Annotated in this window: 16 protein-coding genes; 10 read left to right on the top strand and 6 right to left on the bottom strand. The window is 71.7% G+C overall.

The window, feature by feature from the left end; genetic code table 11:
* The first annotated feature begins 26 nt into the window (after window positions 1-26).
* Both sucB and ACJ5H2_RS09000 read left to right on the top strand, forming a co-directional pair.
* The gene (sucB, locus tag ACJ5H2_RS09005; RefSeq protein ID WP_408899230.1) at window positions 27-1,787 is read left to right on the top strand and encodes a 2-oxoglutarate dehydrogenase, E2 component, dihydrolipoamide succinyltransferase; all 1,761 of its coding nucleotides are present in this window, start codon (window positions 27-29) and stop codon (window positions 1,785-1,787) included.
* Window positions 1,788-1,819: 32 nt separating this feature from the next.
* Window positions 1,820-2,728, top strand: a complete 909-nt coding sequence (locus ACJ5H2_RS09000; RefSeq protein ID WP_408899229.1) for a TIGR01777 family oxidoreductase — start codon at window positions 1,820-1,822, stop codon at window positions 2,726-2,728.
* Here ACJ5H2_RS09000 and ACJ5H2_RS08995 read toward each other — a convergent pair.
* Complete coding sequence (locus tag ACJ5H2_RS08995; protein WP_408899228.1) at window positions 2,688-3,299, bottom strand: hypothetical protein; 612 nt, start codon at window positions 3,297-3,299, stop codon at window positions 2,688-2,690. The two genes, ACJ5H2_RS09000 and ACJ5H2_RS08995, sit on opposite strands and share 41 nt — an antisense overlap.
* Before the next feature lie 70 nt (window positions 3,300-3,369).
* Between ACJ5H2_RS08995 and lipB the strand changes: the two genes are divergently transcribed.
* From lipB to ACJ5H2_RS08970, 5 genes are all read left to right on the top strand, one after another.
* A complete protein-coding gene (gene lipB, locus ACJ5H2_RS08990) occupies window positions 3,370-4,113 on the top strand; it encodes a lipoyl(octanoyl) transferase LipB (protein ID WP_408899227.1) in 744 nt (247 codons plus the stop codon).
* Window positions 4,114-4,117: 4 nt separating this feature from the next.
* Entirely contained in the window at window positions 4,118-5,062 is a 945-nt protein-coding gene (gene lipA / locus ACJ5H2_RS08985) for a lipoyl synthase (RefSeq protein WP_408899226.1), read from the top strand.
* A gap of 37 nt (window positions 5,063-5,099) precedes the next feature.
* Window positions 5,100-5,816, top strand: coding sequence for a DUF4191 domain-containing protein (locus ACJ5H2_RS08980; protein WP_408899225.1), 717 nt, complete (start codon window positions 5,100-5,102; stop codon window positions 5,814-5,816).
* Window positions 5,817-5,944: 128 nt separating this feature from the next.
* Entirely contained in the window at window positions 5,945-6,508 is a 564-nt protein-coding gene (locus ACJ5H2_RS08975; protein ID WP_408899224.1) for a DUF6318 family protein, read from the top strand.
* Complete coding sequence (locus ACJ5H2_RS08970; protein ID WP_408899223.1) at window positions 6,505-7,215, top strand: PKD domain-containing protein; 711 nt, start codon at window positions 6,505-6,507, stop codon at window positions 7,213-7,215. The genes ACJ5H2_RS08975 and ACJ5H2_RS08970 overlap by 4 nt, the downstream gene beginning before the upstream one ends.
* Window positions 7,216-7,228: 13 nt before the next feature.
* Here the strand turns inward: ACJ5H2_RS08970 and ACJ5H2_RS08965 are convergent, their stop codons facing one another.
* The 4 genes from ACJ5H2_RS08965 to ACJ5H2_RS08950 form a co-directional block, all read right to left on the bottom strand.
* Window positions 7,229-8,560, bottom strand: coding sequence for a DUF222 domain-containing protein (locus ACJ5H2_RS08965; protein WP_408899222.1), 1,332 nt, complete (start codon window positions 8,558-8,560; stop codon window positions 7,229-7,231).
* Window positions 8,561-8,625: 65 nt separating this feature from the next.
* The gene (speB, locus tag ACJ5H2_RS08960) at window positions 8,626-9,564 is read right to left on the bottom strand and encodes an agmatinase (protein WP_408899221.1); all 939 of its coding nucleotides are present in this window, start codon (window positions 9,562-9,564) and stop codon (window positions 8,626-8,628) included.
* Window positions 9,561-10,883, bottom strand: a complete 1,323-nt coding sequence (locus ACJ5H2_RS08955; protein ID WP_408899220.1) for a flavin monoamine oxidase family protein — start codon at window positions 10,881-10,883, stop codon at window positions 9,561-9,563. The genes speB and ACJ5H2_RS08955 overlap by 4 nt, the downstream gene beginning before the upstream one ends.
* Window positions 10,884-10,997: 114 nt before the next feature.
* The gene (locus tag ACJ5H2_RS08950) at window positions 10,998-11,939 is read right to left on the bottom strand and encodes a helix-turn-helix domain-containing protein (protein ID WP_408899219.1); all 942 of its coding nucleotides are present in this window, start codon (window positions 11,937-11,939) and stop codon (window positions 10,998-11,000) included.
* A 93-nt stretch (window positions 11,940-12,032) separates the two neighbouring features.
* Between ACJ5H2_RS08950 and ACJ5H2_RS08945 the strand changes: the two genes are divergently transcribed.
* A complete protein-coding gene (locus ACJ5H2_RS08945; RefSeq protein ID WP_408899218.1) occupies window positions 12,033-12,299 on the top strand; it encodes a hypothetical protein in 267 nt (88 codons plus the stop codon).
* A 56-nt stretch (window positions 12,300-12,355) separates the two neighbouring features.
* Here ACJ5H2_RS08945 and rpsA read toward each other — a convergent pair whose 3' ends face one another.
* Window positions 12,356-13,831 carry a 30S ribosomal protein S1 gene (rpsA, locus tag ACJ5H2_RS08940; RefSeq protein ID WP_408899217.1) on the bottom strand — a complete coding sequence of 492 codons (1,476 nt, stop codon included), beginning with the start codon at window positions 13,829-13,831 and terminating at the stop codon, window positions 12,356-12,358.
* Window positions 13,832-13,980: 149 nt separating this feature from the next.
* On the opposite strand from rpsA, the gene ACJ5H2_RS08935 reads away from it, so the two are divergent.
* Window positions 13,981-14,838 (top strand): class I SAM-dependent methyltransferase, encoded by an 858-nt coding sequence (locus tag ACJ5H2_RS08935; protein WP_408899216.1) that lies wholly within the window; start codon window positions 13,981-13,983, stop codon window positions 14,836-14,838.
* 167 nt (window positions 14,839-15,005) lie between these two features.
* Window positions 15,006-17,429 (top strand): Ig-like domain-containing protein, encoded by a 2,424-nt coding sequence (locus ACJ5H2_RS08930; RefSeq protein ID WP_408899609.1) that lies wholly within the window; start codon window positions 15,006-15,008, stop codon window positions 17,427-17,429.
* The last annotated feature ends 14 nt before the right edge of the window (window positions 17,430-17,443 follow it).

The raw sequence follows: 17,443 nt of genomic DNA, 5'->3' as shown, positions 1-17,443 counted from the left end.
GTTGCCAAGGGTGCAAGGATGAGTCCATGGCGACCGAAGTCACTCTCCCCGCGCTCGGTGAGTCCGTCACCGAAGGCACCGTCACCCGCTGGCTCAAGCAGGTCGGCGACCAGATCGCGATCGACGAGCCCCTGCTCGAGGTCAGCACCGACAAGGTGGACACGGAGATCCCGTCCCCCGTTGCCGGCACCCTGGTCGAGATCCGCGCGAACGAGGACGACACGGTCGAGGTCGGCGCCGTGCTGGCGGTCGTGGGCGAGGCCGGCGAGGCCCCCGCCGAGGCCCCTGCTGCCGAGACCCCTGCTGCCGAGGCGCCTGCTGCCGAGGCGCCCGCCGAGCCCGAGCCGGCTCCGGCCGCCGAGGCCGCACCGACCCCCGCCGCTCCCGAGACGCCGTCGGCCCCCGAGGCCCCCGCGCCCGCCGCGTCGGGCGGCGCCGAGGGCACCGCCGTGACCCTGCCCGCCCTGGGCGAGTCGGTCACGGAGGGCACCGTGACCCGGTGGCTCAAGCAGGTCGGCGACGCGGTCGCGGTCGACGAGCCGCTGCTCGAGGTCTCCACGGACAAGGTCGACACCGAGATCCCCTCGCCGGTCGCCGGCACCCTGCTGGAGATCAAGGCCGCCGAGGACGAGACCGTCGAGGTCGGCGCCGAGCTCGCCATCATCGGCTCGGGCAGCCCCGCCGCTGCGCCCGCCGAGCCGGCACCCGCCGAGTCGGCCGCCCCGGCAGAGCCCGCCGCACCCGCCGAGCCCGCCGCCCCGGCAAAGCCTGCCGGGCCTGCCGAGCCCGCTGCGCCTGCCGCACCGGCACCCGCGCCCGCCCAGGAGGCCGCTCCCACGCCCGCCGCCCAGCCCGCCCCGGCGCATTCCTCCGCCGCCGCCGACGGGCCCGGCTACGTCACTCCGCTGGTCCGCAAGCTCGCCGCCCAGCACGGCGTCGACCTCGCCACCGTGACCGGCTCGGGCGTCGGCGGCCGGATCCGCAAGCAGGACGTCCTCGACGCCGCGACCTCGAAGGCGCCGGCGGCGACCGCACCCGCGCCCGCCGCGGCCGCCCCGTCGGCCGCCCCGTCGCCGCTGCGCGGCCAGACCGTGAAGGTCAGCCGGCTGCGCAAGATCATCGCCGAGCGGATGGTGGAGTCGCTGCACGTCTCCGCCCAGCTCACCCAGGTGATCGAGGTCGACGTCACCAACATCGCCCGTCTGCGCGAGAGCGTGAAGGCGGAGTTCCAGGCGCGCGAGGGCGTCAAGCTCACCTACCTGCCGTTCTTCACCAAGGCGGCGATCGACACCCTCAAGCAGCACCCCGCGCTCAACGCCAACCTCGACCTCGAGAAGGGCGAGATCACCTACTACGACCGCGAGAACGTCGCGTTCGCGGTGGACACCGAGAAGGGCCTGCTGACCCCGGTGGTCAAGGACGCGGGCGACCTGTCCATCTCCGGCCTGGCCAAGAAGATCGCCGACGTCGCCGAGCGGACCCGGACCAACAAGATCGGTCCGGACGAGCTCTCCGGCGGCACCTTCACCATCACCAACCTCGGCAGCTTCGGCGCGCTGTGGGACACCCCGATCATCAACCAGCCGCAGGTCGCCATCCTCGGCCCCGGTGCCGTGGTCAAGCGTCCCGTGGTGATCGACGACGAGGACCTCGGCGAGACCATCGCCGTGCGCCACATGGTGTACTTCGCGCTCACCTACGACCACCGGGTGGTCGACGGCGCCGACGCGGGCCGCTTCCTGCGGGACCTGAAGAAGCGCCTCGAGGCCGGCCAGTTCGAGGTCTGAGCGCCCCAGGTCCGCGGGTCCCCAGTCCAGCCATGCACGTCGTGGTCGCCGGCTCGTCCGGCTTCCTCGGCCGCCAGCTCGTCGCCGAGCTGCGCGGCCGAGGCCACGACGTGACCCGCCTGGTCCGGAGGGAGCCGGCCGCGAACGAGTCGCGCTGGGATCCCCAGGGCGGCGTCGTGGACACCGCCCTGGTGCGCGCCGCCGACGTCGTCGTCAACCTCGCCGGGGCGCCGCTCGTCGGCAACCCCCACTCCGCGCAGTGGGCCCGCGACGTCCTCACCAGCCGGCGCGCCACCACCGCCCTGCTCGCGGCCACGGTCGCCGAGGCCCCGACGCCGCCCGCGCTGGTGAACGCCTCGGGCGTCAGCTGGTACGGCGACCACGGCCCGGCCGCACTCACCGAGGCGTCCGACACCCGCGGTCACGCCCTGCTCACGCAGGTGTGCCGCGAGTGGGAGGGCGCCGCCCACCCCGCCGTCCAGGCGGGAGCACGGGTCGTGCTGCTGCGCACCGCGCCCGTCCAGGACCGGCGCAACCCACCGCTGCAGCAGCAGCGGCTGCAGTTCCTCGCGGGCCTCGGCGGGCGGCTCGGCAGCGGGCGGCAGTACGCGCCGATGATCTCGCTGCGCGACTGGGTCGGCGCGGCGACCTTCCTCGTCGAGCACGCCACCGCGTCCGGTCCGGTGAACCTCTGCGCACCCCGCACGCCGACGAACGCCGAGTTCACGCGCGCCCTCGCCCGGCTCGTCCGGCGCCCGGCCCTGCTCCCGGTGCCGGCCGCGGCGATCCGGCTGGCCGCCGGCCCGATGGCCGACGAGGTCCTCGGCTCACTGAACCTCCGTCCGGCGGCGCTCCTCGAGCTCGGCTACCGCTTCGCCGACCCCGACGTCGACGCCGTGCTCACGACCGGGCTCCGCGGCGGCTCCGAGGCCGGTCGCTAGCGCTCCTCGCCTCACCACCGTCGCTCGCGGCGGCGAGCAGCCAGCGCCCGCCCGACCGGACGAACACCAGGCGCCGGGTGGACGGCCCGTCCCGGGGCAGCGCCACCTGCTCCCCCGACCCCGGCCGCACGCCGACGGCGCCGGCGAGGCGGTCGGTCACGACGACCACGATCCTCCGGTCGGTGCGACGGCGCAGCTCGACAGCCAGCACCTGCATGGTCATGTCCTCGACGCGCAGGCCGCGGCGCAGCCACGCCCGGAGCATCGCGGCATCCCGGGCGCCGGCGGCCGAGCCCCGCACGTAGAGCGCCCGCAGGGCTGCGACGTCCCCGTCCGCCCATGCCTGCGCACGCGCGCGGTCCCAGTCGCGCAGCACCGCCAGCGAGCCCACGGCGCGGGCCACGTCGACGCGTCCGGCGTCCGGAGCGACGACGACGCGCGGACCGGCGGACGTCGTACCGGATGGCGCCGGAGCGCGGGCGTGCAGCGCGAGTCCGGCGACCACCGCGACGACCGTGACGACGACCGCGGCGGTCCCGAGAAGGACGGCCCGAGGCCCCGAGATCCGCATGCGACGATCCTGAACCGGACGTCCGACAGGTGCATCTGCCCGTCCACAGGCCCCGGAGTACGCTCGACCCGTGACGCTGACCTTCCGCGAGGACGGACTCGGGCCCGACTTCATCGACTACGTCACCGCGTGGGACCTGCAGCGTGAGCTGCATGCGCAGGTCGTCGCCGGCGAGCGGACCGACACGGTGCTCCTCGTCGAGCACCCCCCGGTCTTCACCGCCAGCCGGCGCACCGAGGCGCACGAGCGGCCCGCCGATCCCGGCGGCGCCCCGATCATCGAGGTCGACCGCGGCGGCAAGATCACCTTCCACGGACCGGGCCAGCTCGTCGGCTACCCGATCGTCCGGCTCGCCGACCACGTCAAGGTCGTCGACTACGTCCGCCGGCTCGAGGAGGCCATCATCGGTGTGTGCGCCGAGCTGGGCGTCACGACGGCGCGGATCCCGGGCCGCACCGGGGTCTGGCTCAAGGCCGACGAGCGCGGCGGCGAGCGCAAGATCGCCGCCATCGGCATCCGGGTCCGCAACGGCGTGGCGATGCACGGGTTCGCCCTCAACTGCGATGTCGACCTGAGCTGGTACGACCGCTTCGTCCCGTGCGGCATCGCCGACGCCGGCGTCACCTCGCTGAGTGCCGAGCTCGGCCGGGACGTGCCGGTCCGCGAGGTCCTCGAGCCCGTGCGTCGCCATCTCAGCGAGCTGCTCGCGTGGAACGACTACGTCCCGACGCCCGACTACGAGCCCCGGCCCGACCCGGCGAAGACCTCGGCCCCGCCCGCCGTACCGGTGCTCAGCTATCCCCGAGTAGGCTGATGCGGTGAGTGCGACACCTGAGGGGCGCAAGCTCCTCCGCCTGGAGGTCCGCAACGCGGAGACCCCGATCGAGCGCAAGCCCTCCTGGATCAAGACCCGGGCCAAGATGGGCCCCGAGTACACCGCCCTGCACAAGCTGGTGAAGTCCGAAGGACTCCACACCGTGTGCCAGGAGGCCGGCTGTCCCAACATCTTCGAGTGCTGGGAGGACAAGGAAGCCACCTTCCTCATCGGCGGCGACCAGTGCACCCGGCGCTGCGACTTCTGCCAGATCGACACCGGCAGGCCCCAGCCGCTGGACCGCGACGAGCCGCGTCGTGTCGCCGAGTCCGTGCAGACGATGGGCCTCAAGTACGCCACCATCACCGGCGTCGCCCGCGACGACCTCCCCGACGGCGGCGCCTGGCTGTACGCCGAGACGGTGCGGGCCATCCACGAGCTCAACCCCGACACGGGCGTCGAGAACCTGATCCCCGACTTCAACGGCAACCCCGACCAGCTGGCCGAGGTCTTCGAGTCGCGACCCGAGGTGCTGGCGCACAACGTGGAGACCGTGCCGCGGATCTTCAAGCGGATCCGTCCCGCCTTCCGCTACGAGCGCTCACTGGGCGTGCTGACCGCCGCGCGCGAGTTCGGGCTGGTCACCAAGTCCAACCTCATCCTCGGCATGGGCGAGACCCGCGAGGAGGTCTCCCAGGCGCTGCGGGACCTGCACGACGCGGGCTGCGAGCTGGTCACCATCACGCAGTACCTGCGCCCGACCGTGCGCCACCACCCGGTCGAGCGGTGGGTCAAGCCCGAGGAGTTCGTCGAGCTCGCGGCCGAGGCCGAGCAGATCGGCTTCGCCGGCGTCCTGTCCGGGCCCCTCGTCCGTTCGTCGTACCGGGCGGGTCGTCTGTATCGTCAGGCGATGGCCGCGCGCGACGCGCGGGCCGAAGCGACTGCCTGATGTTCCGCCGTTCCGCCTGAGGAGACCGCAGCACCCCATGTCGAACACGCCTGTCGACCCGTCCACGATGAGCCGCCGCCGGCAGATCCTCGAGACCTACAAGATGTCCCGCGAGGTCGACCCGGCGATCCGCTGGTGGATGCTCGGCTCCTTCCTCGTCTTCGGCGGGCTCGGACTGGCGCTCTTCCGCCTGGTCCTTCCGCACAACGACTCGGTCTTCAGCTGGATCCTCGCCGGCGTCGCGAGCTTCCTCATCGGGCTGCTCGCCGTGATGATCGTCTTCGGCCGCCGCGCCCAGAAGGCCGCCTTCACCCGCCTCGACGGCCAGCTCGGCGCCGCGGCCCGCGCGCTGACGATGCTGCGCCGCGGCTGGGTGATCGAGGAGGTCGTCGGCTTCACCAAGCAGCAGGACATGGTCCACCGTGTGGTGGGTCCGCCGGGGATCGTCCTCGTCGGCGAGGGCAACCCGAGCCGGCTCAAGGCGCTGATGGCCAGCGAGCGCAAGAAGCACGAGCGGGTCGCGGGTGACTACCCCGTCCACGACATCCTGGTCGGCAAGGAGGAGGGGCAGGTTCCCCTCACCAAGCTGGTCCGCCACGTCCAGAAGCTCGGCCGCCAGGTGAAGCCGGCCGAGATCACCGAGATCCGCCAGCGCCTGCGCGCCCTCGACGCCCAGCGCCCCAAGGTCCCGCTCCCACGCGGCCCGGTGCCCACCTCGATGAAGGGCATGCGCGGCAACCTGCGCGGTCGCTGACCGTCCATCCACAGCCCGCCACCTCCTGGTGGCGCCGCTCGCCCGGGTCGGGTTAGCGTCGTCGGACGCGTCCCCGGTCCGGGCGCGGTGCTTTCTCGGGAGGACCCATGCGTCGACTGCGCGCCCTGGTGGCGCTCGTGCTGCTCATCGTGGGCGTGACCGCGTGCTCGGACGACGAGCCCGCCCCGCACGACCCGTCGTCGACCTGGAGCCCGACCGGGACGATGGAGGCGCCGTCCTCGACCGCAGCCGCGGTGCCGGTCGAGCCGAGGCTGCCCGACGCCGCGCGGGAGGCGAGTGAGGCGGGCGCGCGGGCGTTCATCGCGTACTACTGGGAGCTGGTCAACTACGCCCAGGTCACGGGAGACGTGAAGGCGCTCAGGGCGGCGTCCAGCCTCAACTGTGCAGGTTGCAACGCTGGAATCAGGGGTGTGCGCGAGCGGCGCCGCAGCGGCCAGAGAGTGGTCGGCGGCCCCCACGAGGCTGCAATCAAGATGTTGGAGAAACTGCAGACGGACTCAGGAGATTTGAACGGCTATCACGCAGTCGTCGTCGCGCGACACGACGAACAGACTGCAATCGGGGCCGACGGATCGGAAGATGTCAGGGCGGCCGGCGAGTCGACGTTCGACATGTACTTGATCTGGGTCGATCAGTCGGGCTGGCGCACAGACATCTTGGACGTGAAATGATCCGGCTCGCCTCCGCAGTCGCGACGATCGTCGTCACCACGCTTACCGCTGGACAAGCCGCCGCCGACGACAAGGGCGGGGCAGCAGACGACGGCTTCTGGGTGGAGGACATACGCAACGGGCAGACCCAAGAGCCTCTCAAGCCTCAACAAGGGCCGCAGCTGCTTCCGCCATCGACGCCCTGCGGTGATGCTGTCGAGGTCACTGAGGCAGAACTTGGGCCGGCGGTCACTTACTGCGCTGAATCCCACACCACGACTCGCACAGTCACCGTCGCGGATGTTCGTCGGGCGTTCGGTGAGCTGAAGCTGCCACCCGGGACGCTGGTGATCCAGCCACCCGACGGGTTGACCCTGGTCAACTTCGCGACCAACTTCTACACCACCGCCACGACCCCGATCGCCACCACCATCACCCTGCTCGAGCAAGCCGTCACCCTCGAAGCCACCCCGACCTCCTACACCTGGGACTTCGGCGACGGCCACACCCTGACCACCCACGAACCCGGCGCGCCGTACCCCGACCTGACCATCACCCACGACTACCAGCACACCGGCGACTACCAACCCAGCCTGGCCACCACCTACACCGGCCGCTACCGCATCGCCGACGGACCCTGGCAGACCATCCCCGACACCGTCACCATCCCCGGCCCCACCCAGGCCCTGCGCGTCATCGAGGCCCAACCCAAGCTCGTCGGCTATTGAACCGACCGGGGTGCTAGCCCGCCCAGGCCAGCTCGACGCGACCCATCACATCCACCCGCACCCCAGCACCCTCACCAGCACTACCGCCGGTGATCCGTCGCGTACCGGTCGCATCGACCAGAAAGTGGGCCCCGTAGGGATCGCGCCACACCACGATCCCGGGGAACGGATGTCGCGCGGTCCAACCGGCGTGGGTCTTGATCCGGTGATGGGTCCGGGTCAACGGACCCAGGTTCTCGATGCTCGTCTCACCGCCCTCGCTGTAGGGCTGTGCGTGGTCGAGATCCACCCGCCGGCCGGTGTTCGCCGCGAACGGGAACACGTCGCCGCCGTGGACCAGATGGACCGCTTCACGCAGCCGGGCGGGGATCTCGTAGGCATCGACCGGCACCATGCCGGGCAGGTCGACCACCGGGGTCACCTGCACCCGCGCGCCGGCGGCACCCAGCATCTGCACCACCCGACCGATGGTGACCGGCCCGTGACCCTCGACCCGCGCCACCGGTGACTCTGCATGCAGATGCAGATACGCCTTGGCGCGGACCTTCACCGGACCGACACTCAGATCCGGGTGCGCGGCGGGGTTCAACAACACCGCCGCGGCGGCGACCCGCCGGTCGTTGACCAACGCATCCGGCATCGACTCCGGCATCGACTCGGGCATCGTCTCGGTCAACCGGTCCGCGACCGCGGTGATGGCGGCATCCATCCCCGCCACCGTGACCGCGTCGGCCCTGATCACCAGGGTGGCCATGCCGTGCTTGTTCACCCGCGACATGCGGGCACACCGCTCCTTCGCAGCCGCCTCCTCCCGGGCCTTGGCCAGCTCGGGAGCCGCAGCGGCGACCTTGCCCTCCACCACCGCCTCGAACCGCGCCCACGCCAACCGGCCGTCCGCGACCTCGACCACCTCACCATCCACCCATGCCGCTTCGGCCTCGGACAGCTCGCGGGTGGCGTCCGCGACATGACGCGCATGGCTCACGCGGACCGTGCCGGCCTCCACCCCCGCCCACAGCTTCGGGAGCCGCAGCTGCAGGTCCACCGCGTCCGCGATCAACCGCCGCGCCCCATACGGACTGGTCTGCACCCGCGCCCCGAACACCGCTGCGGCGTGCTCGGTGACCAGCGGCGTCCCGCTCCCGCCCGCCCGGCGTGCCCGCTCCCGGCCACGACGATCGCTCACAGGCAGCCGGTCCGGGTGGTGCAGCACCGCCCACTGATACGCCGCCCGCAAGATCGCCCGCTCCGCCTCCAGGCGCGCCACATGCTGGGCCTCGACGAAGTCGAGAACCCCCGCTGCCGGCAGACCCTCCAGATCCACCACCGCCCGATCGGTGACCATGCCCCATCACACCCCAGGGGTCCGACACAAACCCCGGACGGGCCGGGCCCCTGGGGAAGGGGGACTCAGGCAGGCTTGCCCGGCAGCACCGAGAGCAGCTCGTAGGCCACGTGCGCCGCGGCGATCCCCGTGATCTCCGCGTGGTCGTACGCCGGCGAGACCTCCACGATGTCGGCGCCGACGACGTTGAGCCCCTCCAGTCCGCGCAGCACCTCGAGCAGCTGGGCGCTGCTCAGGCCACCGGCCTCCGGAGTGCCGGTGCCCGGGGCGAACGCCGGGTCGAGGACGTCGATGTCGAGCGAGACGTACACGGGGCGGTCGCCGAGCCGGTCGCGCATCCGGTTGATGATGTCGTCGATCGGCGAGCGCACGAAGTCCCGCGCGTGCACGGCGGAGAAGCCGAGCTCCTCGGACTCGTCGAGGTCGAGCTTGCTGTAGAGCGGTCCGCGGATGCCCATGTGCATGGCGTGGTCGAAGTCGATGAGTCCCTCCTCCGAGGCCCGGCGGAAGGGCGTCCCGTGCGTGTACGGCGCGCCGAAGTAGGTGTCCCAGGTGTCGAGGTGCGCGTCGAAGTGGAGGACGGCGATCGGCCCGTGCCGCTCGTGCTGGACGCGCAGCAGCGGCAGCGCGATGGTGTGGTCGCCGCCGATCGTCAGCAGGGTGCGGGAGGTGCCGGACAGCTCGCGAGCGCCGCTCTCGACGGCCGCGATCGCCTCGTCGAGGGAGAAGGGGTTGGCGCCGAGGTCCCCGGCGTCGGCGACCTGCGCGCGGTTGAACGGCTCGCTGTCCTGCGCCGGGTTGTAGGGCCGCAGCAGCCGCGAGGACTGCCGGATGTGGTTGGGACCGAAGCGGGCTCCGGGCCGGTAGGAGACGCCGCCGTCGAAGGGCACCCCCCAGACCAGGGTGTCGGCGTCCGGCACGTCGCTGAGCCGCGGCAGCCGGGCGAAGGTGGTGTCCCCCGCGTAGCGCGGGATCTGGGTCGCGTCGACGGGTCCGACGGTCATGCTGCGCCTCCCTGGCGGTCGATGTCCTGCACGTCCATGATCTCGCTGGCTCCACGCTTCCCCGACTCGATCGCGCCGTCAATGAAGGCGCGCCACCGGGTGGCGGTGTGGGAGCCGGTGAAGTGCACCCGGCCCTCGGGACGGGCCAGCGCCTTCTCGTACTTCGCGAACTGGCCGGCCCGGAAGGTCGCCCAGGTGCCGTAGGAGAACTCGTCGTGCACCCAGTCGTGCGCGGCGGCGTCGAGCACGACGGCCTCGGGGCAGTACTCCCGTACGGCGCGCTGCACGTCGGCGAGGTCGGAGACGTCGACGCGGTCGTGCTCCGGCGCGAAGCAGACCAGCACCGTGCCCTCGGGCGAGTCGTGCATGGCTCCGACGTAGTCGAACGAGGTGCCCCAGCCGTAGCCGCTGATGTCGTCCGGCACGTTCTTCGCCAGGGCCCACACCTTCTGCCCCTGGCCGGCATGGTTCTCCCGCGAGGCGGCCAGCTTGTCCGCGGGGAGCGCGGGCTCCCAGGTGATGTCCTTGAGCACGCCGATGGGCACCGTCACGAGGACCCGGTCGGCGGTGGCGACGCCCCCGTCGTAGGAGACGGTCACGCCGTCCTCGTGCTGCGAGACGAGGCGCACGGGCGAGGACAGCAGCAGCTCGCCGTCGATGTCGGCGCGGATGGCGTCGGCGAGCGACTTCGTGCCGTGGGTGAAGGTGTAGCCGAGCACCGACGCCTGGACCATGCCCCACAGCGAGTTGTCCATCGCGGCGCACCAGCGGATGATGTCGAGCGCCGAGCCCACCGACTCGTGCGCGTTCGCGCACCCGCAGAACCAGGAGATCAGCAGCTCCCGGGCGTTGCCGGTCAGCCCCGCGTTGTCGGCCCACTCCTCGATCGGCACGTCGAGGTCGGCCAGGTCCTGCTCCGACAGCGGCCGGGTGTAGTCCAGCCGGTCGCCCGCGGCGAGCAGCTGGCGCACCGCGTGCTCGAGCTCGCCGTACTCCGCGGGCGTGCACGGCAGCAGCGTGTCGAGGACCTTCCCACCGGCGGACCAGGTCATCCGCTCCGGCAGCACCGAGTCCTGGATCGGTACGCCGTAGCGCTCGACCTCGCCCCAGACGTGGGTCTGCTGCGGCACGATCCAGGTGCCGCCCATCTCCAGCCCGACGCCGCCGAGGAGGTCGGTCCGGTACCAGGTGGAGCCGCCGATGCGGTCGCGCGCCTCGAGGACGAGCACTCGGCGACCGGCCTTCCCCAGCTCGCGGGCCGCGGTCAGGCCGGCGAAGCCGGCGCCGATCACGATGACGTCAACGTGCGGTGGGTTCATCGGACACTCCTGGTCGAAAAACTGAGTACCCGTTCAGGGTGAGCCACGCCACGACCCACAGCACAGGGGGCGATCCTCCAATATCGACGAAGGCCGTTGGAGGAATCTCCAGCGTCAGCAGGCGAACTGGCGCCGGTAGCTCTGCGGGCTCACTCCGCGCACCCGCACGAAATGGTGGCGCAGCGTCGCCGCGTTGCCGAAGCCGACCTCGCCGGCGATCCACTCCACGGGCTGCTCCGTGCGCTCGAGCAGCTCCTCCGCCGCCGCGACCCGCTGGCGGGTCACCCAGTGGTGGGGGGTCGTCCCGGTCTCCTCGCGGAAGCGCCGGGCGAAGGTGCGCGGCGACATCAGGGCCCGCTTGGCCAGGGCCTCGACCGAGTGGTCCTCGCCCAGGTTCTCCACGATCCAGGTCAGCAGCGGCCGCAGCGTGTCGGCGTCACAGTCCGGTACGGCGCGCGCGATGTACTGCGCCTGCCCGCCGTCGCGGTACGGCGGCACGACCGCACGCCGCGCGACCACGTTGGCCACGGCGGCGCCGTACTCCTGGCGCCAGATGTGCAGGGCCGCGTCGAGCCCGGCGGCGCTGCCCGCGCCGGTGACGATCTGACCGGCGTCGACGTAGAGGACCTCGGGGATCACCTTGGCCTTCGGGAACAGCCGCTGCAGCCGCTCGGTGTGCATCCAGTGGGTGGTGCACTCCAGGCCGTCGAGCAGGCCCGCCTGCCCGAGGACGAACGAGCCGCTGCACACCGACATCAGCCGCGCGCCTCGGTCGTGCGCGGCGCGGATCGCCTCGATCACGGCGGGCGAGGCCTCGACCTCCTTGATCGCCGGGATGCCGACCAGGTCGGCCTCGGCGACCCGGTCCAGTCCGTGCGCGGCCTGCATGGTGAAGCCCATCGAGGTCCGCAGCGGGCGGTCGTCCTCGGCGCACACGGCGAAGTCGATCGCGGGCACGCCGTCCTCGGTCCGGTCGATGCCGAACGCCTCGCACAGGATGCCCAGCTCGAACGGGGCGACGCCATCGAAGGCCAGGACGGCCACATTGGTCAGCACCGGACCACTGTCGCAGGCGTGTGGCAGAAAATCAACGTAGTCCGTCTTTTCTGCCACTGGTGGCAGGATCTGCATGGGAGAAGAATTTCTGCCATGACCACGGCACTGATCTCCCTCCTCCTGACCCTGATGCTCCTCTCCGCTCTGGCGGCCCTCGTCGCCTGGGCGCGCCACGACCGGCTGTCCGCCGGCCGCGTCCTCCCCGACCACCGGGCCGCGGCGCACCGCGAGCGTCGACCCAGCGCCGCCGAGCTCGCCGAGGCGGGGACCACCCGGCGTTCAGCCCTCCCCCGCGCCGTCCGCACGGAGCGGCCCCGCGCCGCGCACCGGCCCCGCACCACCCTGACCCACGCGTCCTGAGCGAAAAGCCCGAAGGCCCCGACCATCCGGTCGGGGCCTTCGTGCTGCTGCGGGTGTCAGTTGCCGCCGGTCAGCTTCTCGCGAAGCGCCTGGAGCGCCTCGTCCGAGGCGAGCGAGCCGCCGCTGGTGTCCTCGGCCGGAGCCGAGGAGTACGAGCTGGCGTCGCCGGCCTCGATCTCGGCCTGCTTGGCGTCGGCCTGCTGCTTGACGTGGGCCTCCCAGCGAGCGTGCGCCTTGGCGTACTGCTCCTCCCACTTCGCACGCTGCTCGTCGAAGCCCTCGAGCCACTCGCCCGTCTCCGGGTCGAAGCCCTCGGGGTAGATGTAGTTGCCCTGCTCGTCGTACGTCGCCTCCATGCCGTACAGCGTGGGGTCGAACTCCTCGACGTCCGCGGCGGCGGCCGTCTCGTTCGCCTGCTTGAGCGACAGGGAGATCCGGCGACGCTCGAGGTCGATGTCGATGATCTTGACCATGACGTCGTCGTTGACCTGGACGACCTGCTCCGGGATCTCGACGTGGCGCTCGGCCAGCTCGGAGATGTGGACCAGGCCCTCGATGCCCTCCTCGACCCGCACGAACGAGCCGAAGGGGACGAGCTTGGTGACCTTGCCCGGGACGATCTGACCGATCTGGTGGGTCCGGGCGAAGTGCTGCCACGGGTCCTCCTGGGTCGCCTTCAGCGACAGGGAGACGCGCTCGCGGTCCATGTCGACGTCGAGGACCTCGACGGTGACCTCGTCGCCCACGGTGACGACCTCGGACGGGTGGTCGATGTGCTTCCAGGACAGCTCCGAGACGTGGACGAGGCCGTCGACGCCGCCGAGGTCCACGAACGCACCGAAGTTGACGATCGAGGACACGACACCCTTGCGGATCTGGCCCTTCTGAAGCTGGGTGAGGAAGCCGTGGCGCACCTCGGACTGGGTCTGCTCGAGCCAGGCGCGGCGCGACAGGACCACGTTGTTGCGGTTCTTGTCGAGCTCGATGATCTTGGCCTCGAGCGTCTGGCCGACGTACGGCTGCAGGTCGCGCACCCGGCGCATCTCCACGAGGGAGGCCGGGAGGAAGCCGCGCAGGCCGATGTCGATGATGAGACCGCCCTTGACGACCTCGATGACGGTGCCCTCGACGACGCCGTCGGCCTCCTTGATCTCCTCGATCGTGCCCCAGGCGCGCTCGTACTGGGCGCGCTTCTTGGACAGGATCAGGCGACCCTCCTTGTCCTCCTTCTGGAGGACCAGGGCCTCGACCTTGTCGCCCACCTGGACGACCTCGGACGGGTCGACGTCGTGCTTGATCGACAGCTCGCGCGAGGGGATGACGCCCTCGGTCTTGTAGCCGATGTCGAGCAGGACCTCGTCACGGTCCACCTTGACGATGGTGCCGTCGACGATGTCGCCGTCGTTGAAGTACTTGATGGTCTGGTCGATGGCGGCCAGGAAGTCCGCCTCCGAGCCGATGTCGTTGATCGCGACCTGGGGCGCGTTGTCATCGTAGGCGCTCGGCAGCGGGGTCGAGAGGGTGCTCGTCATGTAGTCGGTCAGTCCTTGGAGTGGGCAGAAGTAGTCGGAATAGTGCGTTCGCGACCTCGCCGCCACGAGGGCAGGCGGGGACGCAGACGTTCCAGAGTACGCGCCGCCGCAGTCGGGAGTCCAACCGGCGGGCACTATCCTCTGCAAGCGTGCAGGACCGCCAGGACGTCGAGGCATGGCCGCATCCGCCCGTGACCGCCCACCGGCGGGTCGCCGACGAGGATGAGTCGCGGCGCGCCAACGGCGCCGACTGGGACCGGTACGCCGACGAGTACCAGGCCACGCACGGCGACTTCCTCGGCGACGCCGGCTTCGTCTGGGGCCCGGAGGGCCTGACGGAGGAGGCGGCGAGGATCCTCGGCGAGGTCCGGGACCGCGACGTGCTCGAGGTCGGGTCCGGAGCCGGCCAGTGCTCGCGGTGGGTACGCCGCCAAGGAGGCCGTGCCGTCGGGCTCGACCTGTCCTACCGCCAGCTGCAGCACTCCCGCCGGATCGACCAGGCCAGCGGACTCGTCGTCCCCAGTGTCCTCGGCACGGCCACCGCCCTCCCCTTCCCCGACGACAGCTTCGACGTGGTGTTCTCCTCCTTCGGGGCGCTGCAGTTCGTGGCCGACATCGACCTGGCGGTCGCGGAGACCGCGCGAGTCCTGCGCCCCGGGGGGCGCTTCGCCTTCTCGATCACCCATCCCACGCGGTGGATGTTCCCCGACGACCCCGGCGAGGAGGGTCTGACGGCCACCCAGTCCTACTGGGACCGCACTCCCTATGTCGAGGTCGACGACGAGACCGGCGCGACGTCGTACGTCGAGCACCATCGCACGCTCGGGGACTGGGTGACGCTGCTCTCCGACGCCGGCTTCCGGATCACCGCGCTCCTCGAGCCGGAGTGGCCCGAGGGCCACGAGCGCCTCTGGGGCGGCTGGTCAGGGACCCGCGGCCGGCTGACGCCGGGCACGGCCATCTTCGGCGCCGACCTCCTGAGCGGTCAGGACTCGCCACTCCCCTAGGCCCTTGGGCCCAGCCGCCTCCGGGGCTTAGGTCCTGATTGCCAGCCGATCGGGCCGACAGCCCTGCCAGGCAGCCGCTCCCTCGCCAATAGTGGGACCAGGAACCGTGCTGGAGGGAGCACCCCATGTCCGTATCTCAGGCTCGCCGGCGGATCAGGTCCGTGGCGATGTTCGGAACGTCCGTCGCCACGGCGGCGACCTTCGCCCTGGGGGTGCCGCTCGCGACCCCGGCGCACGCCGACCCGCTCCCGGCCGCGTTCAGCGGCTCGGCCCACGCCGACCTGGTCAACGTGCCGGCGGACGTGCTCGACGCCGCGGCGGCGAGGGTTCCCGTCGGGCACTCCGCCACCAGCGTCGACAGCAGCGCTCCGTCGGCCAACGTGACGGCGTCGGGCGCCAACCTCGACGCCGCGCTGCTCGGCCTGCCGATCGCCGTCGACGACACGTCGGTCACTGCCCCGCCCTCGGCGAGCGCGTCGGGTCCGCTGGACCCGGTCACCGTTCCGGTCCTTGCCGACCTGGGCCTGATCACCAGCGCCGTCGAGGCGAACTACGTCAGCGCGATCGAGTGCCCGCCCGCTGTGGGCGGCGAGCGCCTGCTCGGGCGCTCGACCACCTCGGTGGCCTCGCTCGGCCTGCTCGGTGGGGTCGCCCAGGTCGACGCGGTCCAGGCGACGACGACGACCAAGCTCGTCGACGCCGACGCGGACGGGTCCTCCACCATGGTGTCCGAGACCTCCACGTCGGTCGGCGACGTCCGCCTCCTCACCGCGGTGGCCGGCGGCATCACCGTCCGCGTCTCCGACGATGTCGTCACTCGTGCCACCTCGGACGGCGCGACCGGCACCGCCGGCGTCGTGACGCCCAACCTCACCGCCGACGTCATCGTCGGCGGCATCACGGTCGCCGAGGTCACCGCGAACGGCGGTCTGGTCGACGTCCCGATCACCCTCGGACTGGCCAACGTCTCGCTCAAGATCGGCCTGGCCAACTTCACGGACTCCTCGACCGGGGCGAGCGGCGCGGGGGCGCTCGACGCGGTCCTTCGGATCCAGCTGGCGGCCGACCTGCTCGGCACGGACCTCGCCGACCTCGACCTCTCGATCGGCGCCGGCAGCGTGCAGGCGACGGCTCCGACGGGCGGCGTCGAGTGCGACGAGCTCGACCCGGCCGCCACCGTGATCGCCACACCCGCCGACGGCGCCACCGTCACCGACGCCACCCCCACCATCACCGGCACCGGCGAGCCCAACTCCACCATCACCCTCGTCATCGACGACGGCACCCCCATCACCGTCCCCGTCGACGCCACCGGCAACTGGACCCACACCCCCACCACCGACCTAACCGAAGGCAGCCACACCATCACCGCCGACGGCAACGCCAACGGCACCGGCATCGACGACACCACCACCTTCACCGTCGACGCCATCCCCGCAGCCGCCACCGCGATCACGACACCCGCCGACGGCGCCACCGTCACCGACGCCACCCCCACCATCACCGGCACCGGCGAGCCCAACTCCACCATCACCCTCGTCATCGACGACGGCACCCCCATCACCGTCCCCGTCGACGCCACCGGCAACTGGACCCACACCCCCACCACCGACCTAACCGAAGGCAGCCACACCATCACCGCCGACGGCAACGCCAACGGCACCGGCATCGACGACACCACCACCTTCACCGTCGACGCCATCCCCGCAGCCGCCACCGCGATCACGACACCCGCCGACGGCGCCACCGTCACCGACGCCACCCCCACCATCACCGGCACCGGCGAGCCCAACTCCACCATCACCCTCGTCATCGACGACGGCACCCCCATCACCGTCCCCGTCGACGCCACCGGCAACTGGACCCACACCCCCACCACCGACCTCACCGAAGGCAGCCACACCATCACCGCCGACGGCAACGCCAACGGCACCGGCATCGACGACACCACCACCTTCACCGTCGACGCCGTCACGCCGCCGAAGGACTCCGACGGCGACGGGTTGGACGACGAGGCCGAGAAGGCGGCGGGGACGGACCCGACGAAGGCGGACACCGACGGCGACGGGCTCGGCGACGGCCGTGAGCTGCGCGGACCCACCGGCTGCGTGACGGTCGGCGGGGCCCTGGGCCACACCGACCCGCTGCGGCCCGACACCGACGACGACGGCCTGGCCGACGGTGCGGAGGTCAAGGGGATGGACCTCCAGCAGGCCTACTCCACCAACCGCGGCCGGCCGAAGAGGACCAAGGCCAAGGTCATCGGCGTGGTCCGCACCAACCCCTGTGTCCAGGACACCGACGGCGACCGCCTCACCGACTACCAGGAGGTCGTCGGTATCCGGGTCGGGCAGCGGATCGTGCGCTCGAAGGCCAACGGTGGTCCGTACAAGGTCAAGGTCCGGATGACCGACCCGACCCGACCCGACACCGACCGCGACGGCCTCACCGACCACGAGGAGGTCACCGGGTCGAAGAACAAGCGCTACCAGAAGCGCAAGACCGACCCGACCCTGGCCGACACCGACTGGGGCGGCGGTCGTGACGGCCGCGAGGTGCGTGGGAAGACCGACCCGAGCCGCCACGGCTGAGTGGGCCCACCCGA

Origin of the sequence: Nocardioides pymetrozini (assembly GCF_046058985.1) — a bacterium.
GTDB lineage: Bacteria > Actinomycetota > Actinomycetes > Propionibacteriales > Nocardioidaceae > Nocardioides.
This window is presented reverse-complemented; position numbering and strand designations above follow the sequence as displayed.

What these genes read in the sequence shown, in the direction of transcription:
- sucB (WP_408899230.1), top strand. Translation starts at nt 27, where the DNA reads ATGGCGACCGAAGTCACTCTCCCCGCGCTCGGTGAGTCCGTCACCGAA.
- ACJ5H2_RS09000 (WP_408899229.1), top strand. Translation starts at nt 1,820, where the DNA reads ATGCACGTCGTGGTCGCCGGCTCGTCCGGCTTCCTCGGCCGCCAGCTC.
- ACJ5H2_RS08995 (WP_408899228.1), bottom strand. Translation starts at nt 3,299, where the DNA reads ATGCGGATCTCGGGGCCTCGGGCCGTCCTTCTCGGGACCGCCGCGGTC.
- ACJ5H2_RS08980 (WP_408899225.1), top strand. Translation starts at nt 5,100, where the DNA reads ATGTCGAACACGCCTGTCGACCCGTCCACGATGAGCCGCCGCCGGCAG.
- ACJ5H2_RS08970 (WP_408899223.1), top strand. Translation starts at nt 6,505, where the DNA reads ATGATCCGGCTCGCCTCCGCAGTCGCGACGATCGTCGTCACCACGCTT.
- ACJ5H2_RS08965 (WP_408899222.1), bottom strand. Translation starts at nt 8,560, where the DNA reads ATGGTCACCGATCGGGCGGTGGTGGATCTGGAGGGTCTGCCGGCAGCG.
- speB (WP_408899221.1), bottom strand. Translation starts at nt 9,564, where the DNA reads ATGACCGTCGGACCCGTCGACGCGACCCAGATCCCGCGCTACGCGGGG.
- ACJ5H2_RS08955 (WP_408899220.1), bottom strand. Translation starts at nt 10,883, where the DNA reads ATGAACCCACCGCACGTTGACGTCATCGTGATCGGCGCCGGCTTCGCC.
- ACJ5H2_RS08945 (WP_408899218.1), top strand. Translation starts at nt 12,033, where the DNA reads ATGACCACGGCACTGATCTCCCTCCTCCTGACCCTGATGCTCCTCTCC.
- rpsA (WP_408899217.1), bottom strand. Translation starts at nt 13,831, where the DNA reads ATGACGAGCACCCTCTCGACCCCGCTGCCGAGCGCCTACGATGACAAC.
- ACJ5H2_RS08930 (WP_408899609.1), top strand. Translation starts at nt 15,006, where the DNA reads ATGTTCGGAACGTCCGTCGCCACGGCGGCGACCTTCGCCCTGGGGGTG.